Annotated in this window: 22 protein-coding genes; 11 read left to right on the top strand and 11 right to left on the bottom strand. The window is 67.8% G+C overall.

Annotated elements, in window-relative coordinates:
* Positions 1 to 5: 5 nt before the first annotated feature.
* Entirely contained in the window at positions 6 to 233 is a 228-nt protein-coding gene (locus AWB92_RS15760) for a hypothetical protein (protein WP_085186913.1), read from the bottom strand.
* Positions 234 to 618: 385 nt separating this feature from the next.
* Here AWB92_RS15760 and AWB92_RS15765 point away from each other — a divergent pair, with 385 nt between their 5' ends.
* A complete protein-coding gene (locus AWB92_RS15765; protein ID WP_085186915.1) occupies positions 619 to 2,007 on the top strand; it encodes an NAD-dependent succinate-semialdehyde dehydrogenase in 1,389 nt (462 codons plus the stop codon).
* 39 nt (positions 2,008 to 2,046) lie between these two features.
* Complete coding sequence (locus AWB92_RS15770; RefSeq protein ID WP_085186917.1) at positions 2,047 to 3,747, top strand: thiamine pyrophosphate-binding protein; 1,701 nt, start codon at positions 2,047 to 2,049, stop codon at positions 3,745 to 3,747.
* Between the two features lie 102 nt (positions 3,748 to 3,849).
* Here the strand turns inward: AWB92_RS15770 and AWB92_RS15775 are convergent, their stop codons facing one another.
* Both AWB92_RS15775 and AWB92_RS15780 read right to left on the bottom strand, forming a co-directional pair.
* Positions 3,850 to 4,452 carry a DUF1269 domain-containing protein gene (locus tag AWB92_RS15775; RefSeq protein ID WP_085186919.1) on the bottom strand — a complete coding sequence of 201 codons (603 nt, stop codon included), beginning with the start codon at positions 4,450 to 4,452 and terminating at the stop codon, positions 3,850 to 3,852.
* Positions 4,453 to 4,644: 192 nt separating this feature from the next.
* Positions 4,645 to 5,892, bottom strand: a complete 1,248-nt coding sequence (locus AWB92_RS15780) for a nucleotide disphospho-sugar-binding domain-containing protein (protein WP_085186921.1) — start codon at positions 5,890 to 5,892, stop codon at positions 4,645 to 4,647.
* A gap of 318 nt (positions 5,893 to 6,210) precedes the next feature.
* Between AWB92_RS15780 and AWB92_RS15785 the strand changes: the two genes are divergently transcribed.
* Positions 6,211 to 6,918, top strand: a complete 708-nt coding sequence (locus tag AWB92_RS15785; protein WP_158090381.1) for a GAP family protein — start codon at positions 6,211 to 6,213, stop codon at positions 6,916 to 6,918.
* A gap of 43 nt (positions 6,919 to 6,961) precedes the next feature.
* On the opposite strand, the gene AWB92_RS15790 is transcribed toward AWB92_RS15785, so the two are convergent.
* The 6 genes from AWB92_RS15790 to AWB92_RS15815 form a co-directional block, all read right to left on the bottom strand.
* Positions 6,962 to 7,219 carry a hypothetical protein gene (locus AWB92_RS15790; protein ID WP_068179616.1) on the bottom strand — a complete coding sequence of 86 codons (258 nt, stop codon included), beginning with the start codon at positions 7,217 to 7,219 and terminating at the stop codon, positions 6,962 to 6,964.
* 387 nt (positions 7,220 to 7,606) lie between these two features.
* A complete protein-coding gene (locus tag AWB92_RS15795; protein ID WP_241523473.1) occupies positions 7,607 to 9,847 on the bottom strand; it encodes an MMPL family transporter in 2,241 nt (746 codons plus the stop codon).
* Positions 9,844 to 10,956 carry a type III polyketide synthase gene (locus tag AWB92_RS15800; protein WP_085186925.1) on the bottom strand — a complete coding sequence of 371 codons (1,113 nt, stop codon included), beginning with the start codon at positions 10,954 to 10,956 and terminating at the stop codon, positions 9,844 to 9,846. The genes AWB92_RS15795 and AWB92_RS15800 overlap by 4 nt, the downstream gene beginning before the upstream one ends.
* Before the next feature lie 21 nt (positions 10,957 to 10,977).
* Positions 10,978 to 12,747, bottom strand: coding sequence for a fatty acyl-AMP ligase (locus tag AWB92_RS15805; RefSeq protein WP_085186927.1), 1,770 nt, complete (start codon positions 12,745 to 12,747; stop codon positions 10,978 to 10,980).
* The gene (locus AWB92_RS15810) at positions 12,744 to 13,010 is read right to left on the bottom strand and encodes an acyl carrier protein (RefSeq protein ID WP_085186929.1); all 267 of its coding nucleotides are present in this window, start codon (positions 13,008 to 13,010) and stop codon (positions 12,744 to 12,746) included. The genes AWB92_RS15805 and AWB92_RS15810 overlap by 4 nt, the downstream gene beginning before the upstream one ends.
* Positions 13,011 to 13,231: 221 nt before the next feature.
* Entirely contained in the window at positions 13,232 to 13,972 is a 741-nt protein-coding gene (locus AWB92_RS15815; RefSeq protein WP_085186931.1) for an IclR family transcriptional regulator C-terminal domain-containing protein, read from the bottom strand.
* A 211-nt stretch (positions 13,973 to 14,183) separates the two neighbouring features.
* Here AWB92_RS15815 and AWB92_RS15820 point away from each other — a divergent pair, with 211 nt between their 5' ends.
* The 7 genes from AWB92_RS15820 to AWB92_RS15850 are packed head-to-tail and all read left to right on the top strand — an operon-like array spanning position 14,184 to position 20,999.
* Positions 14,184 to 14,738: a 2,4'-dihydroxyacetophenone dioxygenase family protein gene (locus AWB92_RS15820; RefSeq protein ID WP_085186933.1), complete on the top strand. Its 555-nt coding sequence runs from the start codon at positions 14,184 to 14,186 to the stop codon at positions 14,736 to 14,738.
* Between the two features lie 22 nt (positions 14,739 to 14,760).
* Complete coding sequence (locus AWB92_RS15825) at positions 14,761 to 15,933, top strand: CoA transferase (protein WP_085186935.1); 1,173 nt, start codon at positions 14,761 to 14,763, stop codon at positions 15,931 to 15,933.
* Positions 15,917 to 16,462, top strand: coding sequence for a MaoC family dehydratase N-terminal domain-containing protein (locus AWB92_RS15830; RefSeq protein WP_085186937.1), 546 nt, complete (start codon positions 15,917 to 15,919; stop codon positions 16,460 to 16,462). Before AWB92_RS15825 ends, AWB92_RS15830 begins: the two co-directional genes overlap by 17 nt.
* On the top strand, positions 16,462 to 16,875 hold the full coding sequence (locus AWB92_RS15835) for a MaoC/PaaZ C-terminal domain-containing protein (protein WP_085186940.1): 414 nt from the start codon (positions 16,462 to 16,464) through the stop codon (positions 16,873 to 16,875). The genes AWB92_RS15830 and AWB92_RS15835 overlap by 1 nt, the downstream gene beginning before the upstream one ends.
* A complete protein-coding gene (locus AWB92_RS15840; RefSeq protein WP_085186945.1) occupies positions 16,872 to 18,662 on the top strand; it encodes an acyclic terpene utilization AtuA family protein in 1,791 nt (596 codons plus the stop codon). The genes AWB92_RS15835 and AWB92_RS15840 overlap by 4 nt, the downstream gene beginning before the upstream one ends.
* Positions 18,659 to 19,822, top strand: coding sequence for an acyl-CoA dehydrogenase family protein (locus tag AWB92_RS15845; protein ID WP_085186948.1), 1,164 nt, complete (start codon positions 18,659 to 18,661; stop codon positions 19,820 to 19,822). Before AWB92_RS15840 ends, AWB92_RS15845 begins: the two co-directional genes overlap by 4 nt.
* Before the next feature lie 31 nt (positions 19,823 to 19,853).
* Positions 19,854 to 20,999 (top strand): LLM class flavin-dependent oxidoreductase, encoded by a 1,146-nt coding sequence (locus AWB92_RS15850; protein ID WP_085186951.1) that lies wholly within the window; start codon positions 19,854 to 19,856, stop codon positions 20,997 to 20,999.
* On the opposite strand, the gene AWB92_RS29825 is transcribed toward AWB92_RS15850, so the two are convergent.
* Positions 20,986 to 21,123 carry a hypothetical protein gene (locus AWB92_RS29825; RefSeq protein ID WP_158090382.1) on the bottom strand — a complete coding sequence of 46 codons (138 nt, stop codon included), beginning with the start codon at positions 21,121 to 21,123 and terminating at the stop codon, positions 20,986 to 20,988. The genes AWB92_RS15850 and AWB92_RS29825 overlap by 14 nt on opposite strands.
* Before the next feature lie 124 nt (positions 21,124 to 21,247).
* Entirely contained in the window at positions 21,248 to 21,586 is a 339-nt protein-coding gene (locus tag AWB92_RS15855) for a hypothetical protein (protein ID WP_142282121.1), read from the bottom strand.
* Between the two features lie 326 nt (positions 21,587 to 21,912).
* On the opposite strand from AWB92_RS15855, the gene AWB92_RS15860 reads away from it, so the two are divergent.
* Positions 21,913 to 22,746 carry an alpha/beta fold hydrolase gene (locus tag AWB92_RS15860; RefSeq protein WP_085186957.1) on the top strand — a complete coding sequence of 278 codons (834 nt, stop codon included), beginning with the start codon at positions 21,913 to 21,915 and terminating at the stop codon, positions 22,744 to 22,746.
* Positions 22,747 to 22,757: the final 11 nt, after the last annotated feature.

The raw sequence follows: 22,757 nt of genomic DNA on the forward strand, positions 1-22,757 counted from the left end.
TTAGGTTAGTTGACGCAGATCGTGCCCCTCAAATGCGTGCCGTCGCCGGTAAGGCATCCGTTCGGCGGATCCTTGGGTAGCCCGGGCGGCAGGCAGTTCTGCCGTTCGCTATCCCAGTACCAACCGCTCGGGCAGTCGGCTAAATTGTCCGAGCCGGCCGTCGCCGCCAGCGACGCCAGCGCAATTCCTGCCACGGCCATCGAGGCGGCCACGGCGACTTTCAGGTTCTTCATGTCGGCGTTTTCCTTTCACGTTGACATGCCTTGCCACCAGTGTCGCCATTCGCGGTGGCGGATAGCTGCATGCCACCCGCAGACCAACCCCCCGGCTAGCACCAATTCGCCGCCGAGGTCCCGTCGGCGCGAATCTCGTTGTCAATCATCACAATCCTGACGAATCGTCAGGATGTCGTTGATCCGGCCGGAATACCAGCTGGCAGGAATCGCCATTTGACGGTGGCCGTAACGACACGCATGGGCCCGGCCAGCATCCTGATAACAACGCCGCGCATGCAAGGGATTGCGCGTAAGCGCTTGCGGCAAGCGCTGTTTCACAGAAGCAGGCACAACATGCAAAGACGCCGGCCACGGGCCGGTGCGAAACAATGGAGGAACAACCATGGCATACCGGACCGTCAACCCGTTCAACAACGAGGTCGTGGCCACTTTCGACGAGCTCACCGACGCGGAGGCAATGAACCTTCTTGCCCAGGCGCAGAAGACTTTTGAGTCGTGGAGCCAGGCGTCCTACGCCGAGCGCGCCGCTTTGTGCCAGCGTGCCGCGGCCATCCTCGCCGAGCGCCCCGACGAATTCGCCCGCCTGCTGACGCTGGAGATGGGCAAGCTCTACAAGGAGGCCCTGGGCGAGGTGGCGCTCAGCGCACACATCTTCGCCTACTACGCCGAGAACGCCGAGAAGTTCCTGGCGCCCGAGCGCATCGACACGCTCAGCATCAACGACAACGCGATGCTCGTCAGCGAACCGCTCGGGGTAATCCTGGGCGTGCAGCCGTGGAACTTCCCCTTCTACCAGCTGGCGCGCGTGGCGGCCCCGAACCTGATGGCCGGCAACGTCGTCATGGTCAAGCACGCCTCCAACGTCCCGCAGGCCGCGGCGGCCTTCGAGCGCTTGCTGCTGGAGGCGGGCTTCCCCGAGGGTGCCTACACCAACCTGTTCGCGACCAAGGACCAGATCAACCTGCTGATCGACGACCCGCGGGTGCGCGGTGTGTCGCTGACCGGCAGCGAAGGCGCCGGCAGCGTCGTCGCGGCGCGCGCCGGCAAGAACCTGAAGAAGTCGACCATGGAGCTGGGCGGCTCGGACGCGCTGATCGTGCTGGCCGACGCCGACCTGGACAAGACCGTCCCGTGGGCGGTGTGGGGCCGGATGAACAACGGCGGTCAGTGCTGCGTGGCCTCCAAGCGGATCATCGTCGCCGAGGAGATCGCCGACGAGTTCCTGGAGAGGTTCTCCGCCGCACTCGCCGAACTCAAGACCGGCGACCCGTTCGACGAGGCCACCACTTTGCCGCCGATGTCGAGCCAGGGTGCCGCCGACGAGCTCAACGAGAAGATCCGCGTCGCCGTCGAGGCCGGCGCGACGGCCATCCCGCTCGGCGAGCCGGTGCCCACCACGGGCGCGTTCGTGCAGCCGACCATCCTGACCGACCTGACCCCGGACAACCCCGCCTACTACCAGGAGTTCTTCGGGCCGGTCGCGCTGTTCTTCCGCGCCACCAGCGAGGACGACGCCGTGCGGATCGCCAACGACTCGCGATTCGGGCTCGGCGGTTCGGTGTTCACCCAGGACCCCGAGCGCGGCGTCGAGGTGGCCAAGCGGATCGAGACCGGCATGGTCTTCGTCAACCACCCCACCTGGACCAAGCCCGACCTGCCCTTCGGCGGCGTCAAGCTCTCGGGCTACGGGCACGAACTGTCCAGCGTCGGCATCAAGGAGTTCGTCAACCAGAAGCTGATCAACGTCGTGCCGATCGACGCGCCCGAGTAATTCGATTCCCTACTGGCTCAACGCAAAAGGAAGGCAATCATGGCTGACTTCACCGTGGGGAAGTACCTCGCGGCCCGGTTCGAGCAGATCGGGCTGAAGCACTACTTCATGGTCCCCGGCGACTACAACCTCGTCCTGCTCGACGAGCTGCTGGAAAACGAGCACATCGAGCAGATCGGCTGCTGCAACGAGCTGAACGCCGCCTACGCCGCCGAGGGCTACGCCCGGGTGAATGGGGTCGGCGCCGTGCTCACCACGTTCAACGTCGGGGCGTACTCGGCGCTGAACGGGGTGGCCGGCGCCCACGCCGAGCGCCTGCCGGTGATCATGGTGTCGTCGAGCCCCAACACTAACGACGCCGGTGAGAACCACATCCTGCACCACACAGTCGGCACGCACGACTTCACCGCGCAATACGAGGTGTTCCGGCAGGTGACCTGCGCCGCGGTGCGGATCCAGCACCCCGACAACGCGCCCGCCATGATCGATTACGCGATCAGCACCGCGCTGCGCGAGCGCAAACCGGCTTACATCGAGATCCCGTGCAACCTGTCGGCCGCGCCGTGCGCCGCGCCGGCTCCGTTCTCGGAGTTGCCCGGCTGGCAGCCGAGCAACGCGCGGACGCTCGCCGACGCCGTCGCGCGGGCCACCGACCTCATCGCCCAGGCGAAGAAGCCGATCCTGCTGGCCGGCGTGCACCTGCGCGCCTACGGCGCGATCGACGCCTTCCGCGAATTGGCGGAGGCGCTGGGCTGCGCGGTGGCGGTGATGCCGAACGCCAAGGGCTTCTTCCCCGAGGACCACCCGCAATACGCGGGGATCTATTGGGGCGAGGTGAGCAGCCCGCAGTGCCAGGCCATCGTCGACTGGTCCGACCTGATCGTGGCCGCCGGTCCGGTGTTCAACGACTACACCACGGTCGGCTACAGCGCGTTGCCGCCGCGGAAGCGGATGATCAACGCCGAGCCCCGCGTGGTGCGGTTCCCCGACGCCGAGTTCACCGGAGTCGCGCTGGCCGAGTTCTTGAGCGACCTCGCGAAGAAAGTGCAGGCCAACGACGCCACCCTGACGCAGTACAAGCGCCTGCGCGGGACGGCATCGGTGACACCCCGGCCGGCGGCCGACGACCCGTCGGCACCGCTCAGCCGGGTGGAGATGTGGCGCCAGATCGAGGACGAGCTGGACTCCAACACCACCCTCTTGGTGGAGACCGGCGACTCCTGGCTCAACGGCATGTACACGCGGCTGCCGGGTGGCGCGCGGTTCGAGATCGAGATGCAGTGGGGTTCGATCGGCTGGTCGGTGCCCGCCAGCTTCGGCTACGCGATGGGCCTGGAGGACGACCGCCGGCTGGTCTCGGTCATCGGCGACGGGTCGTTTCAGCTAACGGCCCAAGAGGTTTCGAACATGATCCGCCACCGCCAGGAGATCCTGATCTTCCTGGTCAACAACCGCGGGTACGTGATTGAGTCGGCGATCCACGACGGTCCCTACAACTACTACAAGAACTGGGACTACGCCGGGCTGGTCGACGTCTTCAACGCCGAGGACGGCGGCGGGCTGGGGCTGAAGGCCATCACCGCAGCGGAATTGGCCGAGGCGATCGAGAAGGCCCGCGCCCACACGGGTGGCCCGGTGCTGATCGAGTGCGAGATACCGAATGACGACGCCAGCCCCGAGCTGATCTCCTGGGGATCGAAGGTGGCCCGCGTCAATTCCCGCCCGGACCCGCGGTTCTGAACGGCGGGTTGCGGCGAGAGCCAGCCGGCCGGTAGTGCAAGTTGCTGAGGCGCACTACCGGCCGGCTTTCGCGGATTTAAGAAAACTTGGTCGGCCGGGCGATCAGCTGATGTGCAGCTTCTCCCGCAGTTGGTTCTTGCGCTCCTGGTACTTGCCGTGCAGTTCCGCCTTCTTGCGTTCGCGCGCCTTCTTGCGGGCCTGCCTCCGCGCCTCCTCGGCGGCCTCCTCGGCAGCCTCGATCTCGGCCAGGACGTCGTCGGCGGACCGACGCAGCACGGTTCCGCCCTGCGCGGTCATCGCGCCGTCGACGACCTCCTCGGCGTATTCGTCCACCTCGGCCAGGAGTGCGTTGTGGCCGGGCGGTACGTGCCGGCCGACCTCGGCCAGCGTCTCGTCTTGCACGTCCGCCTGATCCATCTCGTAGATTCCCCCGACGAGGCCGCCAGCGCCCAGGCCGAGAAGCATCCCGAGCGGGCCGCCGAGGACGCCGATCAGCATGCCGATCAGCCCGCCTGCCAGGAAACCCTCACCGGAGACGTTGTCCGTGTCCTCCGGGACGCGGAGTTGCCCGTCCTCGCTGCGCTCGACGACCGCCGCGCTCTCGAGTCCTACGCGGCCCTCGCGGTCCAGCCCCTTGAGGGTGCTCAGGGCTTGATACGCCTTGCTCGGCTCGTCGAAAGTCACAGCAATCACGTTCACGGTCATGGCTATTGCTCCTTTTCTCCCTTACGGCCCGCGGATGGGCGGTAGGGACAGTCAAGGCAGCAGACCCGAGGTGCGCTAGGGACATTCGGCCCTCAATGGTCACCAGTTGACCCGAAGACACGGCAGGGATTCGCCGAAATCGCCGTGACGCTGTGCTCGCGCGACAGCCAGTTGGTTAGTGACTGCCGCGCGTCACGAGCGAACGCTCACCGCGGCGCCGAGCACTCGCTGCTCGATCAGGTCGGCACCGCGGGCCACACCGCCGGTTGCCCGGAAACCGCCCGCCACCAGGCGGGCGCCGGCCGACATGGTCATCGCCTGCTGCACCTTGGCCGAAAGCCGTTTCGCGGTGAGCTTTTTCGCCGGCAGGCGGGTACCGCACCGCGCCACCTCGACCCGCCGTGCGACCTCGAACTGGTCGCGTCCGAACGGCACCACACACACCGGGACGCCGCGAGCAAGGGCCTTCTGGGTGCCCCCCATGCCGCCGTGCGTGATCGCGCACACCGCGCGGTCCAGCACCGGGCCGTGCGGCACGAACTGAACCACCGTCGCGTTGCGGGTGGGGGGAATGTCCCCGGGCAGGCCGGCGGGCAGCGTCGCCACCACATGCACCGGCAAGTCGGCCAGGGCGGTGATCGCGGTCCTGACAAGTCTCTCGTCAGCCTGTTGTTGTGACGAGGTAGTCACCAGGACGATCGGCCGGTCGATCGCCTCGAGCCACTCGGGCACCTCGTGCATGGCCGGTTCGAACATGCACGGGCCGATCATCTGCACGGCGTCGCCCCACTCGGTTTGCGGGTACTCGAACGGCTTGCCGCTGGCCACCAGCATCAGCGGAGCCCGCCGGAAGAACCCGTCCGCCGACGTGACCGGCGGTGCGCCGGCGCTCGCGCGAATCTTGTTGCCCGCCGGCAGAACTGCCCGCTCCATCATGCCCATCACGATCGGCCGCAGCGCGGCGTCGCGGGCCCGGCCCACCGGGCCGGCCAACGGAGCCAGACCCAACCCGAAGGGCGGGACCCCGCGCGACTGCAGCGGCGGCGTGTACGGCGAGAAGCATGCCCACGGGGTGTCGCCCGCGTCGGCGACCGACAGGGCGCCCCAGCAGTTGACGTCGACGATCAGGGCATCGGGACGCGTGCGGGCCACCGTGTCAGCGAAGTCGGCGACTTCGTAAGCGGCCCGGCGGCAGAACACGTCGACGGCCCGCTTGAGGGCACCTCGCGGGCTGGACGCCTTCCAGTCGTCGTTGACCGTCGCCTCGATCCGGGGATCGATGATGTCGGCGATGAAACCGAGCTCCCGCGCCATCTCCACTCCGGTGGACAGGGTGCGCAGGTGCACCTCGTGGCCGCGGGCCGAAAGTTCGAGCAGCAGCGCGCTGAACGGGAACAGATGGCCGAGCGCCGGCGACGTGTAGGCCAAGATTCTTGCCATTTGTGTTTCCCATCTTCTGGGCGCGTGATGTTCATCGGGCGTCTCATATTGTTTCCGACCAAACGTCGCGTGTCAGTAGGGCAGGCCACCATATGCATTGGGTGCCAACAGCTATTCGCTCGCATGGTCTCCGGCTTTGCTGAATAGTGCTGACAGGAAGGGCAAATGGCGGCCAGCTGTACCGACGGGAATCGCTTCGTCAGCGACACTGTAGCCATGTCGGCAGCAACCCTACTGATGCTTCGTTGCGACATGTTCGCGTTTCGCACGGCTCATTTCGACCTGGCGTAGGCGCCGATGTGTAGCGCGGTCATTCTTTTGTCGCTCGTCGCGGCTGTCGACCCGGTGCGGATCGGTATCACGGCGCTGCTGATCTCCCGACCGAAGCCCATGCTGAATCTCTTTGTCTTCTGGCTCGGAGGCATGGTGATGGGCATCGGCGCGGCGCTCGCCGTGGTGCTCTTCCTGCGCGACGTCACGCTCTCCGCCATGCAAACGGTGATTTCGACCACGAACTCCCCGACAGCGGCCTACGTCCAGGTGGGAATCGGCTTGCTCGCAGTATCTTTCGCCGCCCTGCGGCTGGCGCGTTCGGGAGCACAACAGCGCCCACCCGTGCCGGCGACCGCTGGCCAGTCCTCGGTGCTGCTGTTGGAACCGGACGAACCACCGCCCGCCTCTCGGCTGTCGATTCGGGGCCGGCTCGAATCCGGATCATCGTTGGTGGCGTTCGTCGCGGGGGTTGCTCTGGCAACCCCGCCGGTTGAGTACATGGCGGCGATCCTGGCCATCCTGGCGTCCGAGCCCGCGGCGGCTGAGCAGCTGGGCGCGGCGGTCTTCTTCACCGTGGTCGCGTTTGCGGTCGTCGAGGTTCCGCTCGTCACCTATCTCACCGCGCCGATGCAGACGCTTGCCGTCGTGCAGCGACTGAACAGCTGGATGAGCGCGCGTCGTCCTGCCATCCCCGCCGTGGTCGTCGCCGTCTTAGGTCTCTCATTGTTGGCCTCCGGCATGGGCCGGCTCTAGCGGCCTCGCCGCGCCGCCGCGACCCGATCGGGAAGCGGCGCGGTCAGATTCGCGACCAGCGCAGCACCGAGACAGCCAGTTTGCAGCGCTCGCACGTCCCAACGACGTCGCGATGCTTGCGGCACGAGAGCATGACCGCGCCGCAGCAGTCGTTGCGGGTCGCCCAGCGGGCGGGTCTCTTGCAGCGCCACAGCATGATCGGTCGGGCCAGCTTCAGCGCGGCGAACAGGTCGCACGGAAGGTCGAACCTCAACTGGTCGAGAATCGCTGCCTCGGGGCCATTCTGGCGGCCGGTTCTCATCGCGCCACCTCGGGCCGGGCGGCGGTCGCATAGTCCGCAGCGCTTCGGTCAGAGCATGTCGTCGAATCCCCTGGGGCATGCGAATGACGGTCACAACGGATCTCGGCCGACATGCTTCGCCGGTCGAATTGCCTTGTCAGGTCGAGCATTTCCCGCCACTTCGCCGTACGCGCTTCACTGTCCACACCCTCAAGGGTGGATGTCACTGCCCGGTAAGTCATCGGCGCTGGCGCCTATCAATGACTGTCGGGCAACCTCAGTGCCGCATACTCGCCAGCTGCAATCGTCTGCCGTTTACTTGCGTGCGTCGACCTGAACAAAGGGCGTGTGTTGACGCCAAACGGACGTCTGCGCTCAGGCCGCTTCAGGCGCGACGCGAACAGCCCCTTACTGGGCTTCCAATGCGTACGCCGGTTGACCGCCGACCGCTGGACGCTCGGGATGCGGGACGGCAACGCCGGTCTCATGCCGATGGCGCAACCGCGTAACCCATTGTGGCGCCCACCAGTTGGCCCGCCCCATCACGCGCATGAACGCCGGGACGAGCAACATGCGGACCAGGGTCGCGTCGGACAGTACCGCCAGCGTCAGCCCGACACCGAACATCCGCATGAACGACACCTGCGCTGCGATCAGCGCGGCGAACGAGATCGACATGATCAACGCGGCGGCGGTGATCACACGCCCGGTTCTGGCCAGGCCGAGCGCCACGCTGTGGTCGTTGCCGGCGGCAGTCCGGTCCGACGCCAGCCAGTACTCGTAGATCCTCGACACCAGGAAGACCTCGTAGTCCATCGACAGGCCGAAAGCGATGCAGAACAACACGACCGGCATGGTGAGCACGAGCGTGCCGGTAGCGGTGGTGCCTAGCCCGCCGAGGTGGCCGTCCTGGAAGATCCAGACGAGCGCCCCGAAGGAGGCGGTCAACGACAGGCCGCTCAGCAGCAACGTCTTCAGGGGCAATACCACACTGCCGGTGAGCCGGAACATCACCACCAACGTGATCAGCGCGATGGCCGCCAGGACGAGCGAGAGCCGTGAGGTGATCGCGTTGGCGGTGTCGCGGTTGACTTGGGCGGTCCCGGTGATCAGCACCTGCGCGCCGCCGGGACCCGCGACCGCGTGCAGCCGGTCCAGCTGGGTGTTGGAAGCATCCGAGAAAAGCGGGGCGCTGCTGGCCACCGTCAGGAACGCGCTGCCGTCGGCGACCCCCGCTTCGGCGACGGGCGGCCCGACGCGGACCCCGGCGACGAACGTCCCACCCGGCGCCGAAACCGACGGCACGTCGGGCACCATCGACAGCTGAGAGGCGTAGTCCGCCAACGCATTCGGAGTCAGCCCGCGGGCATCGGGGACCACCACGCTCAGGCTCGACGCCACGTCGGCGCTGAACTTCGTGCGCAGCTGGTCGCCAACCTGGCGCGCCGTGCTGGAGGTTGGCAGCACACGATCGTCCGGAATGCCAACCTTCATCCCGAACAACGGCATCCCCAGCGCGACCAGCACGACGGTGAGGCCAAGCCCGATCGGAACCGCCCGGCGCATCACGAAGTGGGCCACCCGGTAGAAGAACGTCTGCTCGACGGGGCGGGCGGCGCCCGCGCGCGAATCCACTCGCTTTCCCAGCAGCACAATGGCGGCGGGTGTCACGATGATCGCCGCGCCGACCGCCAGAGCCACCACCGCGATCGCGGCGTAGGCGAACGACTTCAGGAACGGCATCGGGAAGAACATCAGGGCCGACATGGACAACGACACGGTCATCGCGGAGAAGAGCACGCTGCGGCCGGCGCTGGTCATCGTGCGAACAATTGCCGCGTTTCGCTCTGTGCCGCTGGCGATCTCGTCCCGGAATCGGCTCAGGAGCAGCAATGTGTAGTCGATCGCCAACGCCAGGCCCATCGCGAGCAGCAGGTTGAGCGCGAAGATCGAGACATCGGTGACGCAAGCGAGCCCGCGCAGCACGGCCATCGACCCGAAGATCGCAATACCGCCGACGGCCAGAGGGATCGTTGCGGCCAGGAATCCGCCGAACACCCACACCAACACCAGGAAGCTCACCGGAACCGCGATGGTCTCCATGACTTTCAGGTCGTCCCGGGTCTGGCTGGTGATCTGCGCATCGACCATGGCCTGCCCGCCGGCGCGCACCGTCACGCCGTCGCGGCTGCGTACGACCTGGTCGCTGAGCGTCTCGGCGTGCTGTCCGGCCGCGTTGGTCCCGCCGGTGATGCTGGCGACGATCAGACCGACCTTGCCGTCTTTGCTGACCAGTCCGGTCGACGCCGCCGACGGCGCCGCCCAGGGCGAGGCCACCCGCGCCACGTATGGCGAATCGTGCAGCTGGCGCACGATGTCCGTGCCGACCCGTTCGGCGGCGCCGCTCTGAATGCCGTCGTCCGAGGAGACGGTGATCAACAGCTCGGTGTCACCCCGGTGGAATCGGGTGGCCAGCATGTCCGTCGCCCGGGACGATTCCGCGCTCGGATCCCGAAAGCCGCCGGCGGACAGGCTGTGAATCACCGGAAGGCCGACCACCGCCGTCGCCACCATGGCGAACAGCGACAGCGCAATGATCCGTCGCGGCGCGCGGATTGCCAGTCGGGCGAGCCGCTCCAAGGCGTTCAAAATCGAAGCACCGCACCTTCAATGGTCAGGCCGGGGCCGAACGCCAGGAGCACTCCGTGCTCGCCTCGGCGCGGCTTGTCGACGCGCAGGATGTTCTCCAGCACGAGCAGCACCGTGGCCGAGGCACAGTTGCCGGCGTTGGCCAGGACATCCCAGCTGGCGCGCAGCTGCTCCGGCTGCAAGCCGAGTTGCTTACCCAGCTTGCGGACGATCTTCGGGCCACCCGGATGAATACCCCAATGGGTGACGTCGTCCTTCGAAAGGCCAAGCGGCGTCAGGAGTTTGGCGAGGAAGCCCTCGATGTTCTCCTCGAGGACCGCGGGCACGCCGGCGGCCAGCGTCATCCAGAACGACCGGTTGCCGATGTTCAGGCTCATCATGGTGTGCTGGTCGTATAACTGCTCGGTGTGGGTGCGCAGGAACTGCACCCCGGCGCCGTCGGGGGCCGAGCCCATCAGCATCGACACGCTGGCGTCACCGAACAGCGCCTGCGTGATGAGCGCTTCCACCGGGTCCTCCCCGGGCATCAAACTTTCCCGGATGTGCGCCGAGCTCAACTCGGTGTTGTTGCAGATCACCAGCTCGCCGGGCCGGGCGGCGACGCTGTCCATCGCGACCTTGATGACGTTGAGCGCCGCGTAGCAACCCATATGGCCGATGAAGGTGCGACGCAGATCCGACCGCAGACCAAGCTCTTTCGCGAGCATGAGGTCGGGCCCGGGGTTGACGTACCCGGTCGAGCAGGCCATCACGAAACTGCCGATTCGCTGCGTGTCGAAGTCGCCGATGGCTTCCTTGAGGGAACGGCCTGCGACATCGATGACGGCCTCGCTGTGGGCCGCCATCCGGTCGCCCGTGAGCAGACCGGCGGCCTCCGCGAGAATGTCGGGGTGCCACATAATGTGGCGCTTCTGGACCTTGGTCGATTCGACAATTCGCTTCACGAAACGCACCGAGGACACCCGCTCGAAGAACTGGGTGGTCTCTTCCTGAGTCACCTCGAACGGCGGGTGGGCCGATGCGATGCCCAGCAGGGTAGGACGTTGGCGCACGGCGCCTTTCGTCACGTGCGACGGCGCCAGCACGTCGAAGGGATCTGCAAGATACATTGGCTGACTTCCTTACTCGCTCTACCCGACGAATCGGTTCTTCTTGCGTCGTGCCAGCGCTGCACGAGCGTGGAGGACTTCCCCATTGGCCGCCTGCACCAACAACCGTGGCGCGGTGACCTTTTTGGGTGCGGACAACCGACCCGTCTGCCATTGCGTGAGCGCCTCGCGTCGGCGAAGCTTGCCGCTGCTCGTGCGCGGCAACGTGCCGGGCTCGAGCAGCTCCACGTGCGCCGGCAGGATGCCCGTGTGTTGCTGCACGCGCACCGCGACGTCGTGGGCCAGGCCGGGCCCGGCGTCGGGAGCCGTCTCGACGAGCAGCGCGAGCGCCTCGTCTTCCTCGCCCGGCGGCACGAATCCCACCGCGACCGCGCATCCGGTGCGCACGCCCGGCAGCCCGTCCAACGCGGCCTCGAACTCCTCGGGGGCGTGATTGGCGCCGCGCACGATGACGATGTCCTTTTGGCGTCCGCACACGTAGAGCTCGCCCTCGTGGACGAAGCCTCGGTCGCCCGTGTGCAGCCAGCCGTCGTGCAGAGCCTGGTCGGTGAGGTCGGGGCGACCGAAGTAGCCGGCCATGATGCTGGGGCCCGCGACGAAGATGTGGCCGGCCCGGCCCGGCGGCAGCGCCTTCCCGTGGTCATCGCGGATCTCGACCGCCATGCCCGCCAGCGGACGCCCCACGCTGACAATCTCTTTGCCGCCCGGTTCGACGACGCCTTCGGCCGCCAGCCTGTCGCCATCCACGCCGAGTGTCTTGAAGGAGGTAGCCGCCGGCTTGAAGGTGACGGCCAGGGATGCCTCCGCCATGCCGTAGCACGGCGTGAACGAGGACGCCCGGAATCCCCAGCGCCCGAAGCGCTCGCTGAACCGCCGCTGCGCTTCGGCGCTGACCGCCTCGGCGCCGTTGAGGCAGATGTTCCACGAGGACAGGTCCACGCCGTCGAGCTCGTCATCGCGGATGCGCTTGAGGCACAGCCCGAAAGCGAAACTCGGCGCGGCGGTGATGGTGCCCCGGTGCCGCGACACGGCTCGCAGCCAGGCCCCGGGCACCGCGACGAACAGCTCGGGTGGCAACAGGACCAGCTTCCCCGGAACGTAGAACGCGCTCAGCAGGTTTCCGATGAGGCCCATGTCGTGATAGAGGGGCAGCCAGGTGACGCCAACCGGATACGGGGCGCCGTCCGTGGTGATGTACTGCTCGAGGCTCGCCAGGTTGGACAGCAGGTTCGCGTGGGTCAGCGCCACCGGTTTGGGGTCGTTCGTGGTGCCCGACGAGAACTGGATGACCGCGACGTCGTCAGAACGGACTTCGACGGCCCCCGCTGCCGGGCCCGTCAGACTGGCCGCCGTGACGCATCCCAGCGGCGGGGCCGCGTTGGCGACCGACACACCGAGGAAACGCCGGATGCGCTCGTCGGTGACGACCATGGCGGCGTCCACCGCGCTGAGCATGGCAGTCGTCCTACGGTGGTACTCGTCGAGCTTGCCCAACCGCAGGGGTGGATAGAGCGGGACGGGAATCGCGCCGGCGCACAGCACGCCGAAGAAGCATTGCACGAATTCCGGCGAGGTCGGCAGCACCAGCGCGACGCGGTCGCCCTTACGAATTCCGCGGCGGATCAGGTCACCCGCCACCGCCAGCGCCTGCTCGCGGATCCGGGCGAAAGGCACGTCGTGGTCTTGCTCTTTCTTGTCCACGAAAACCAGTCCGAGGTCGGAGTGGGCCGCCGCATCGAGCATTTCGATCAGCGAGGCGTGCTTGGGACGGATCGCCGGCGCCCCCTTCACGGCAGCTCTCCCATGCGACCGACGACCAAGTTGGCCAAGTCGCCGACTGTGCTGAGATCGTCGGCGTCTTCCTCTTGCAATTCGATGTCGTAGTGCGCCTCGATCTTGAAGACGATCGACATGAACTTGAGGGAATCGAGGCCGATGTCGGCGAGGTTCGACTCCGCCGTCGGAGCGGCTTCATCGGCTTCCTTCTTGACGAAGTCGATGATCTCCTGCGTGATGATCTCGAGAATTTCGGAATCTTGTGCTGAGACGGTCATGCCCAGAAGTCTTGTCGGAGCGACCTCAAAAAGCGTCCCCGCCAACACGACTCGTCTTTTCTGGTTAGCACCAATCCTCAAATCAGCCGTCGCGGGGCCAAAGAAGTTGTGGTGCAACGTGCTAGATCGCGTGTGGCAAGCGTGCCAGCACCAATCCTTGATTACCGGCAGTGCGACTGACCGGATTCCGGCCAGCTGGAAGACAGCCGGCCGGCGCGCTTTCAGGAAGCTTTGAGGCCGTACTTCGGGCCGAGCGTGGTGACGGCATTTTTGAGCTGTTCGCCGAGTTCGTCGAGGCGGTCCGCTTGTGAGGCGTCGACGGCCGCGCTGACCGCCGCGATCAGACTGCCGTCCGGGGCGAGCAGCGGCGTGGCCACCGCGTAGGCGTCCGCGAGGGTGCCTCCGCGATTGAAGGCCAGGCGGCGAGCGCGGATGTCGGGGAGTTCGGCGAGAAATTGCTGCACTTCACCCGCCTGTTCCGGCGCGGCGAGGTCGAGCAGCCGGTACATCTCATCGTCAGAGACGTTGGCGAGCAGCGTCTTTCCGGCGGCGCTGGTGTACAGCGGACGGCGGGCATGGATTCGTGCGACGAACCTCAGACTCGGTGATTCCTCCCCCACCAGGTCGGTGAAAATGATGGCGTCTCCGACCCGTACCCCGACGAGGACGGTACAGCCGAGCGTTTCGCCCAGCTCGGCGACGAATTGGTGATCGAGCGCGAGCGCGGCCAGCTTGTTCGCGCGAGCGGCGAGAATGAACGGCCCCGGCCCGAGGTGGAACCGGCGTTCCCGCTCGACGAGGTAACCGCACGCGAGCAGCCCGTTCGTCAGCTCTTGCACGGAGCTCTTCGCGGCCTCCAGAGCGGTCGCCAGCTCAGCCAGCGTCAAGCCGCGCGGGCTCAGGGAGACGGCCTCGAGGATCTGGACCACGCGGTCGACCGTGCGATGCGGGCGGGCAGGCATGCGGCTGACGGTAGCAAGCCCGTGCCGCGAATCGAGATCAGGACATCGTCTTCCTGCCTGTGCACACGGATGTCTGGCTCCCAGACTGCACCCGCTCGCAGACCGCCCAAAACTTTTCCCGGGGGACTTGCATTGCGACGGCAGTCACAGTACTTTATACGCATATCCGGTTTGTTGTACGTAAATACGTACTCATGAGAAAGGCCCCACGATGACCGCACCGACCCGTCCCGGAATGATTCGGACCGCCAACGGCGTCCCCCTTCCCCTCGTCGCCATGCCCCAGAACGAGCTTCTCACCGTCAACGTCGACCAGATCCCCCTGCTCAAGGACGCCATGGGCCCCGGCATCCACATCCAGCCCCTGCGCCTCGACCCGGAGAAGGGTCAGGTGGTCCTGATGGCGGTCATGGCGCCGGGCTGCAAACTGCCCGTGCACTACCACACCGGCACGGCCGAGGTGTACACGTTCTCGGGCCGCTGGGAGTACGCCGAGTACCCGGACCAGCCGCAGGTTGCCGGCTCCTACCTGTACGAGCCGGGTGGCTCGGTGCACACCTTCTACTGCCCCGAGGACAACACCGAGGACACGGTCGTCCTGCTATGGATGGAGGGCGCGCAGATCGGCTTCAACGACGACGGCACGTTGGCGCACATCAACGACGCGACGTCGATCCAACATGTGACGGAAACCGTTGCGGAGGCACAGGGTGTCGGACCGGTCGGCTACATCCACGGCGGCGAGGCCGGCGTCGTCGGGTCCTGATCAGAAGAAAGGCAATTCGCTCATGTCACCGGCGTTTGACGGCGTCCGGGTCCTCGAACTCGGCCACGTCTACAACGGCCCGTATTGCGGGCTCCTCCTCGCCCAACTGGGTGCCGAGGTCATCAAGATCGAGCCGCCCGGCGGTGAGGCACTGCGCTTCCGTTCCCACCAGCGCGCCGAGTCACACGAGTTCGTGATGCTCAACTCGAACAAGCGCAGCGTGGTCCTGGACCTGAAGTCCCCGGCGGGCCGCCAGGCGCTGCTCGATCTGGTGGAGACCGCCGATGTGCTGATCGAGAACTACGCGCCGGGCACGATGGAGCGGCTCGCCCTGGCCCCGGAGTTACTGATGCGCCACAACCCCCGGCTGATCGTCGCCTCGGGCAAGGGTTATGGGTCCACCGGTCCGTACGCGCACATGTCCGCCATGGACATCACCGTCCAGGCGATGTCCGGCAGCGCGTCCGCCACCGGTGACCCTGACGGGCCACCGACCAAGGCGGGCGCGGCGTTCGTGGACTTCTCCGGTGGCGTCCATCTGTTCGGCGCCGTCGCGGCGGCGCTATTCCAGCGCGAGCGGACCGGACGCGGGCAGATCGTCGAGGTCTCGATGCACGACACCATCTACCCGATGCTGGCGTCCAGCCTCGGCGGCCTGCACAACGATCCCGAGCGCCGGCTGCCCGAGCGCACCGGCAACCGCCACTCGGGAATGGCCGTCGCGCCGTACAACATCTATCCCGCGAGCGACGGATGGCTGGCGATCATCTGCATCTCCGAGCGGCACTGGCACGGCGTGGCAACGGCATTGGGTCGCCCAGAGCTGGTCGACGACGCGCGGTTCCGCACCGAGAAGGACCGGGTCACCAACATCGACGCGGTCGACGACGAGGTGTCTTCAGTCACCAAGGCGCGGACTCGCGCCGAACTCGTCCGCGACCTACAGGCCGCCGGGGTGCCCTGCGCACCGGTCAAGTCGGTCCGCGAGGTCGACACCGACGAGCACCTGATTGAACGCGGCATGATCACCTACGTCGACCACCCGAACCGGGGTCGCGTGCCGGTCCCGGGATGCCCTCTGCGGCTGAGCGATTCACCGGTCGGACCGTTGCGCGCCGCACCGCTGCTCGGCGAGTCGACCGAGGACGTCGTCGCCGAACTGGCAGAGGGGACCAGCCGTGTCCGCTCCGCTTGAGTCAGGCACCCCGTTGGCGACGTACTACGCCCAGACGGCGCCACGAGTGGGAGAAACCCTGTCCCGGCGCGCCATCGGCACGCTGGACGCGGTGGCGATCGGGCGCTACGCGATGACGATCGGGGCGGCGGACCCCAGCCACTACGAGGCCGAGGCCGCCCGGTCGGCCGGCTATCCCGACGTCGTCGCGCCGCCCAACATGCTCGCCGCGATCGTGGAGTGGGGCATCGGCACTCCCGAGGCCCGGCTGTTGCCGGACGGGACGCCGCAGGACGGCGACATGCCCCTCGGGGAGGCCGAGCTCGGGCTCCGGGTGATGGGCGCCGGTGAGCAGATGGAGTTGGTCAACCCCGTCACCGCCGGCACGGAGCTGGTCCTCGAGACGACACTCGAGTCGGTCGTCCCGAAGCAAACCCGTTCGGGCCCATGCATTTTCGTCACCACCTTGAACACCTTCAGCGCCGCCGACGGCACGGTGCTCAACCGCAACCGTCGGACGGTGGCGCTGCGCAACCCCTTGGAGTCGTGATGTCGGTCGCCTACGAAGTCGCGGACGTACTCGAACCGCTCAAGCACACCGCCACCCCGCTGCAGTTGTTCCGCTACAGCGCGGTGACCTGGAACCCACACCGCATCCACTTCGACGAGCCCTACGCCCGCGAGGAGGACCACCAAGGCATCGCCTTGCACTCCCACCTGCGGGCGGCGCTGGCCCTGCGGTGTGTCACCGAAGGCCTCGGCCCCGACTGGCGGGTCGCGAAGTTCACCTACCGCCTGCGCAAGCCGGTGTACGCGCCGGCCGACCTGGCCTACACCGCGCGGGTGACCGCAACGGAAGGGGACGCGATGACCCTCGAGGTCACCGAGCAGCACCCGTCGGGCACGGCGGGCTTCGAAGGGACGGTCCGGGTTACCAGATCCGTTGCGGGAGGGAAGAAATGAGCGCGACGCAAGAGCAGCATCCGGTCCGAATCGGCAACTGCTCCGGGTTCTACGGCGACCGGGCCTCGGCGATGGCCGACATGGCCCGGGCCGGCGGCGTCGACGTCATCACCGGCGACTACCTGGCCGAGGTCACCATGCTGATCCTCGGCAAGGCACGCGCCAAGGACAGCACAAAGGGCTATGCGGGCACCTTCCTGACGCAACTGGACGCGGCGCTCGAGCACCTCGTCGCCAACGACATCCGGCTCGTCGTCAACGCGGGCGGGCTCAACCCCGGCGGGCTGGTCGCGGCCACCCGCGACCTGGTCGCCCGCCGCGGATACGACCTGTGTGTCTCCCACGTCGGGGGCGACGACGTCTCCGGCCGTCTCGACGCGCTGCTCGCCGACGGCCATGCGCTGCAACACCTGACGAGCGGCGCGCCGCTGTCGTCGTGGCCGCATGAGCCGCTGACGGCCAACGCCTACCTGGGCGCGTTCGGCATCGCGCGGGCACTGGAGCACGGAGCGCACATCGTCATCACCGGGCGGGTCGCCGACGCGTCACTGGTCGTGGGCGCCGCCGCCTGGTGGTGGGGCTGGGGCCAGGACGACTACGACGCGCTGGCCGGCGCGGTCGCCGCGGGGCACGTCATCGAGTGCGGCGCGCAGGCGACCGGCGGCAACTTCTCGGGGTTCCGTTTGATCGCCGACCTGCGGCAGCCGGGATTCCCGATCGCCGAGGTCGACGCCGACGGCTCGTCGGTCATCACCAAGGACCCGGGCACCGGCGGCGCCGTCACGAAAGACACCGTCACCGCCCAGTTGCTCTATGAGATCGGCGATCCCGCCTACCTGAATCCCGACGTGGTCGCGCACCTGGACACCGCCGAACTGACCGACCTCGGTAATGACCGGGTGCGAATCGCCGGCGTGCGGGGCTCGGCGCCGCCGGCGACGACCAAGGTCGCCATCACTGGAATCGGCGGCTGGCAGAACAGCGTCGTCTTCGCGCTCACGGGCATCGACCTCGATGCGAAAGCCGATCTCGTCGAACGCTCCGTGCGCGACTACGCCCAGGCCGTCGGCGGGCTCGACGCGGTGGCCGTCGACCGCATCGGGCAGGCCGCGCCGGACCCCGAGCGCCAGAACGCCGGGACCGAGCTGCTGCGGGTCGCCGTGCAGGGCACCAAAGAGGCCGCGGGACGCGGCTTCTCGTCCTGGATGGTGGAACTGGCCCTGTCCAGCTACCCCGGGCTGTACTCCCTTGGTCCGCCGCAACCCGGATCCGCGTTCGGCGTCTACTGGCCCGCGCTGCTCGACCAGGATGCGCTGAACCACCTCGTCCATCATTTCGACGGAACAACCGAGGTAATCGCACCGGGCAACCCGCATGGCACCGCGCCGCGGGCGCCGCAGCACGCGCCGGCGCGATCCGCGGAATCGCCGTCCGGTGACGAACTCGTCGTCGCCACGCTCGGCGAGATCGTGCACGCCCGCTCCGGCGACAAGGGCGGGGACGCCAATCTTGGTGTGTGGGTGCGCGATCCACGCGCGTGGGAGTGGCTGGAATCGTCCCTCACCGTGGATGAGCTGCGACGCCTCCTTCCCGAGACCCAGGGGCTGGCGATCTCACGGTACGAATTGCCCAAACTCGGCGCCGTCAACTTCCTCGTCCAGGGACTGCTGGGCACCGGCGCCACGTCCACCCTGCGGCTCGACGCGCAGGCCAAGGCCCTCGGCGAGTGGCTGAGAGCGCGCAGCGCCAAAGTGCCGAAATCCATTATTGGTCAGGAGCATTCGTGAGCCGGTCCGACGAAAGCACTATCGACGTCGTCCGCAAGGCCACCAGGGCGGTGGCCCGGTCCTTCGACTACGACTACTGGCGCCGCAAAGACCGGCTGGGCGAATACCCGTGGGAGTTCGTCAGGGCTTTCGCCGAGGGCGGCTGGCTGGGCGCCCTCATCCCCGAGGAGTACGGCGGTCTGGGCCTCGGGATCGCGGAGTCGGGCGTGATGATGCAGGAGATCGCGGCGTCGGGCGCCGGGGCCAGTGGGGCCTCCGCGGTGCACTTCTACCTTTTCCCGCCGGCGCCCATCATCCGGCACGGCTCGGAAGAGATGAAGCGGGCATTTCTGCCGAAGCTCGCCCGCGGAGAGCTCCTGATGGCCTTCGGCGTCACCGAGCCGACCGCCGGTGTCGACACCTCGCGCATCCGCACCCGCGCGGAAAAGGTCCACCGCGGATGGATCGTCAACGGCCAGAAGGTGTGGATCAGCAACGCGCAAAACGCCGACAAGATCCTGCTGCTGGCCCGGACCGCCCCCCGCAACGACGAGAAGCCGCTGGACGGGATGACGCTGTTCTTCACCGATCTCGACCGCGAGCGGATCACCGTCCGTGAGATCGAGAAGCTGGGCCGCTCGGCGATCGACTCCAACGAGCTCTTCATCGAGAACCTCGAGGTCCGCGACGACGAGGTGGTCGGCGAGGTGGGCCGCGGCTTTCGGTATCTGGTCGACGGGCTCAACTCCGAGCGGATCGTCGTGGGGCTGGAGGGCGTGGGCGTCGGTCAGGCGGCGCTGGAGCTTGCCACGAAGTACGCCAAAGAGCGGGTGGTCTTCGACCGGCCCATCGGGCAGAACCAAGCGGTGGCGCACCCCCTGGCGGATTCCTGGATCCGGCTGGAGGCCGCGCGATTGACCGCGATGCACGCGGCGACGCTCTACGACGACCACCGAGACTGCGGAGTCGAGGCCGCCGCCGCCAAGTATCTGGGCGCCGAGGCCGGCTTCGACGCCTGCGACCGCGCCATGTCCACCCTCGGCGGCTACGCGTACGCGAAGGAATACCACGTGGAGCGGCTGTGGCGGGAGGCGCGGCTGCTGCGCAACGCGCCCTTCTCCCAGGAGATGGTGCTCAACTACGTCTCGGCCCAGGCGCTGAAGCTACCGCGCGCCTACTGATCCGCTGGCTCCCAAGGAAGGTCCAAGTGCAATGCCCAAAATGCGTGTCGGAGTGATGGACACAGCCCTCGTGTCGCGACCGGCGGCGGATTCGCTTACCCGCGCCAACTACCTGGCCGCGGTCGCCAACAGGGTCGACTCCTTCTGGGTGCCCGACCACCTGAACGCGTTGTTCCCGCGATCGATCTGGGCGCCGAAGTACTGCGGTGCGGCACGGCTCGTCCCGCGGGCGGACGCGTCGATGGAGCCGTGGACCATGCTCGGGCACCTGGCCGCGCGAAACCGGCTGGGCCGCTTACGCCTTGGGGTGAGCGTCACCGACACCGGGCGCCGCAATCCCGCGGTCACCGCCCAGGCCGCCGCGACGCTGCACCTGCTCACCCGCGGGCGCGCGATTCTGGGCATCGGCACCGGCGAGCGGGAAGGCAACGAGCCGTACGGGGTGGATTGGTCGAAACCCGTCGCACGTTTCGAGGAGGCACTGGCCACCATCCGAGCGTTGTGGAACTCGAATGGCGAACTGGTGAAACGGGATTCGCCGTTCTTTCCGTTGCGCGACGCGGTCTTCGACCTCCCGCCGTATCGCGGGAAATGGCCGGAGATCTGGATCGCCGCTCATGGCCCGCGGATGCTGCGGGCCACCGGGCGATACGGCGACGCCTGGTTCCCCGCTTTTCCGCACCGCCCGCAGGACTACGGGCAGCGCCTCGAGATCGTGCGGGCCGCGGCCTCCGACGCCGGACGGGACCCGATGGCCATCCTTCCCGCGGTGGAGTTCTTGGTCGTGACCGGTCCCAGCCGCGCCGCCGTCGACGACGCGCTGGGTTCACCGGTGCTGAAGGCGTTGTCGCTGACGGCCTCCGACGAGGTGTTTGTCCGCCACGGCGCCAGCCACCCGCTGGGACAGGGGTTTTCGGGTTCTCAGGATCTCGTGCCGCACGCCTTCGACGCGGAGACGGCGCTGTCCCACGCGCGCGAGGTGCCACCGCCCGTCATGCGTGAGGTCTTCCTGAGCGGGACTCCCGACGAAGTGATCGATCAGGCCGCGCAGTGGCGCGATCGAGGGGCGCGCTACGTCGTCGTGGCAGACGTCAGCTCGCTGCAGCGCAGCCTCCGCGGCGGGTTGGCCGCGATGCCGTCATTTGCCAAGGTCTTGCGCGGCCTCAGGAAGCTGTAGCGGCACATTCCGCGGCCTGCCGGGCCCCATCGGCCTCCGCCGTGCCGGGATGAGACACCATCACGTAACCGGCGTAGCCCCACATCATCGGTATCGCGGCCAGAACGCCATAGAACACTGTCATGACGTCACCTCCCTGGATTGCAAGGGCGTCAACACTTCGTTGATGTCTCAAGCCTTGCGCCGCCGCACCCCGATGTCGCCGTTGCTGGCACCCATCCCGGGGCCCCACCAGTGGGGATCTTCGCCTACTGGCTAGCGGGCATGGCCGTCCCCGCGCCAAGCTCCGAAGCAAACGAGCCGCCGAGGCAGCGATCGGATCGCCGGATCATGCCGGCGGCGACGGCGGCGGCCGCGCCGCACACCAGGCCCAGATTGGCGAGCAGGGCCACGCTCAGCAAGATGGCCAGCGGAATGGCGGCCGGGGTGCGGGGGTCCGCCTCCCGAAACAGGATGACCGAGATGGTCTCCGCGGCCAGCAGGATTTCGACGACGATGAAGGCCGCGGCCGGCACGATCGCGGGCCTAACGGCGCCCACCGGCTGGCCGGTTCCGGCGGCCGCCGGCCTCGACGCGGTGATCGACACGTCCTTCATCCCTTCACTCGCGCGGCGGGGCCGCGACGCTGTGCCGAGTCTGACGCGGCGGCCGATCGATCCGCATTGCCGCTAGCCGCCGCGTGGCCTTCCCGCTGGCGGGACCCCGGCTCGCTGGGCGCGAAAGTAGACAACCGGAGCTGTCGCAGTCGCCATAGCCAAAGTCATTGCGGCGCAGCCCGATCTGTTTCGGGTTCCGGCTAACCAGTAAGGCCCCGCCCCTGCGGGCCCGCATCGCAGACTGCGGCTGGCAATGAAGACGCGCGAGCCGCCGACCGCCATCGTCAACGTGATACGCGAGACGAAGGAGGTGCGACATGGTGCAAACGCAGCCGACGATGAGGCGGCCGAGCAGGTTCGGCGGGGCCGGCACCACCCTTCGGGCCGTGGCACGCGCCGCGGCGGTACACGCTCGCGAGGCCGCGCTGATGCTGTCGGTGCCCGCGACCGCGCCGGTGCGCCTGATCCGCGGTGACGACGGATCCGCCGAAACCGTGTCGCCGCGGGCGCGGTCATGCGCCGCGGGCGCGCCTCCGGTGTTGCTCGTCCACGGGTTCGGGGGCGCCAAGTCCAGCTGGTCCGCGGTCGCCGAGGCCCTGGGCGCAAAGGGCCTGAGCGTCGACACCATGTCCTACCCCCCGGTCGGAAACACCGTGGAGCAGCTCGCCGACAAGCTGGTCGCCCACGTGGAGCAGATGTTGTCGCGCAGCGGCGCGGACAAGGTGCATCTGGTTGGCCACAGCCTGGGCGGAGTGGTTGTCGCACAAGCGATTTGCGACCCCCGGTTGAAGGGACGGGTCGAAACGGTGATCACGCTGGGCTCTCCCTTCGGTGGTTCGCCATGGGCCGACATGCTCCCGGTCGTCGATATGGTCCGCGCGCTGCGGGCGGGGTCACCCGTGCTGGCCCGCCTCGCCGCCACCCCACTGCCCGACGGGGTGCGCTGGCTGTCGGTGACGGCGGACCTCGACATCGTCGTGCCGGGCCTGCGGTCCGCGCCGCCGCACCCCCAAGCCGAACACGTCACGGTCAGCGGCGTCGGCCATCTCGGCATGCTCGGCAGCCGTCGGGTCATCCGGCACATCACCGCCGCCCTGTGCGCGGACGGCCCTGCCACCGGCGCCGAACGCGTCCTGCGGAACGCCTCCTGACCGTCACCCCG

The organism is Mycobacterium sp. IEC1808 (assembly GCF_002101935.1).
Lineage (GTDB): Bacteria > Actinomycetota > Actinomycetes > Mycobacteriales > Mycobacteriaceae > Mycobacterium.